The 2,130-nt window shown below is 67.7% G+C and carries 3 protein-coding genes; all 3 read left to right on the top strand.

Features of this window, described 5'->3' with window-relative positions; genetic code table 11:
• A partial coding sequence (locus tag VN419_RS13300; protein ID WP_325647701.1) for a tRNA (cytidine(34)-2'-O)-methyltransferase occupies positions 1-354 on the top strand: 354 nt, incomplete at its 5' end.
• A gap of 70 nt (positions 355-424) precedes the next feature.
• Positions 425-1,444 carry a dTDP-glucose 4,6-dehydratase gene (gene rfbB / locus VN419_RS13295; RefSeq protein WP_325647700.1) on the top strand — a complete coding sequence of 340 codons (1,020 nt, stop codon included), beginning with the start codon at positions 425-427 and terminating at the stop codon, positions 1,442-1,444.
• The coding region (locus VN419_RS13290; protein WP_325647699.1) for an SDR family oxidoreductase at positions 1,441-2,130 on the top strand (690 nt) is incomplete at its 3' end. The genes rfbB and VN419_RS13290, both read left to right, overlap by 4 nt.

Genomic DNA, 2,130 nt, shown 5'->3' with positions numbered 1-2,130 from the left:
CACCTGAAGCGCGCCGGGCTGGACTACTGGCCCAATGTGCAGCTCAGCGTGCACCCGCACTGGGCCGCTCTGGAGGCCGCCCTTCTGTCCCTCTCGCCCCGTCCGCGCATCATCCTTACCAGCGCGCGCGGCGGCGTGCCGCACACCGAGTTCCGCTTCCAGCCCGAAGACGCCATCGTGCTTGGCCCGGAAACGCGCGGCCTGCCCGATTCCCTGCACGAGCTCTGCCCGCTTCGCGTGCGCATTCCCACCTTCGATACCGTGCGCAGCCTGAACCTCTCCACCGCGGCGGGCATCCTGTTGTACGAGGCCCTGCGCCAGACGGACGGCCTGCCCGGCCTTCAAGCGCCGTAAAGCCCCGGCCTTGCGCAGAAGCCGGGCAGCGGGTACTACACGGCGAACAAAGCAGCATAAGGAGTGTTCCATGCGCCTTCTCGTTACCGGCGGCTGCGGCTTCATCGGAGCCAACTTTCTGTACGCCATGCGCCAGCGCCACCCGGACTGGCGCATCGTGAACCTGGACAAGCTGACCTACGCGGGCAACCTGGGCAGCCTGCGCGGCCTGGAATCCGAGGCCGGAGACGCCTACACCTTCATCCACGGCGACATCTGCGACCGCGAGCTGGTTTCCACCCTGCTTGAGGAGCACACAATCGACGCGGTGGTGAACTTCGCGGCCGAGAGCCACGTGGACCGCTCCATCGATGATCCGGCCCCCTTTGTGGTCACCAACGTGCTGGGCGCGCAGAATATCCTGGACTGCGCCCGCCGCGCGAAAATCAAGCGCGTGGTGCACGTTTCCACCGACGAAGTGTATGGCAGCCTTGGCCCCACCGGGCAGTTCCACGAGACCACGCCGCTGGCGCCCAACAGCCCCTATTCCGCCTCCAAGGCCGGGGCCGACATGCTGGCCCGCGCCTACCACGAGACCTACGGGCAGGACGTGGTCGTCACCCGCTGCTCCAACAATTACGGCCCCTTCCAGTTCCCGGAAAAGCTCATCCCGCTCATGTACACCAAGGCCATCAAGGGCGAGCCCCTGCCGGTGTACGGCGACGGGCAGAACGTGCGCGACTGGATCTTCGTGGACGACCACTGCCGGGGCGTGGAACTGGCCCTGCTCAAGGGCCGTGCGGGCGCGGTGTACAACTTCGGCGGCGCGGCGGAAATGCCGAACCTCGATGTGGTGCGCACCATCCTGCGCCTCACCGGCCAGAACGACACGCTGATCCGCTTCGTCACCGACCGCCCCGGCCATGACCGCCGCTACGCCATGAACTTCGACCTGGCCGCGCGCGAACTCGGCTTCGCGCCCTCGGTGAGCTTCGCCGAGGGCATGGCCCGCACCATCGCCTGGTATCAGGCCAATTCCGTGTGGCTGGATGAGGTGCAGAGCGGCGCGTACCTGAAATTCATGGACCGCTGGTACAAGGAGCGCACATGACCCTGCCCGCGAAAGCTCTCGTCTTCGGCGGCCGCAACGGCCTGCTGGGCCGCGCCCTGGTGGAAGCCCTGACCCGGGCCGGAGTGACCGCCGTGCCCGTTTCCGCAGCGGACGTGGACTATTTCGAGGCCGACGCCCTGGACGAGTTCCTGGACAGCCACGAGCCAGAAGCCAGAAACGAGAACGAGGCCCTGTTCGACCCGGCGGAAATCTGCCTGGTGAACGCCGTGGCCTACACCCAGGTGGACGCGGCCGAGGACCAGCCGGAAGAGGCCTACAAGCTGAACGCGGCCTTCCCGGCGCTTTTGGGCGTGCTGGCCGAGGAGCGCGGCCACAGGCTGCTGCACTTCTCCACGGACTTCGTGTTCGACGGCGAGAAGGGTTCGCCCTACCTGCCGGCCGACGCCACGGGCCCCCTGTCCGTCTACGGGGCCTCCAAGCTGGCGGGCGAGGAAGCCCTGCTCGGGCTCGACATTCCCGGCCTGCTCATTGTGCGCACGGCCTGGCTCTTCGGCCCGGGCAAGATGAACTTCGTCAAACGCATGCTGGAGCTTGGGGCCGCGCGGCCGGAGCTTTCCGTGGTGGACGACCAGCACGGCTCGCCCACCTACACGCCGGACCTGGCCGCCCTGGCCGTGGCCCTGCTCAAGAACGGCGCCACGGGCCTGCTGCACGCGGCCAATTCC

It is taken from the genome of Humidesulfovibrio sp. (assembly GCF_035560995.1).
Taxonomy (GTDB): domain Bacteria; phylum Desulfobacterota; class Desulfovibrionia; order Desulfovibrionales; family Desulfovibrionaceae; genus Humidesulfovibrio.
The sequence above is the reverse complement of the archived record's forward strand: the minus strand, read 5'-3'. Positions and strand labels throughout refer to the sequence as shown.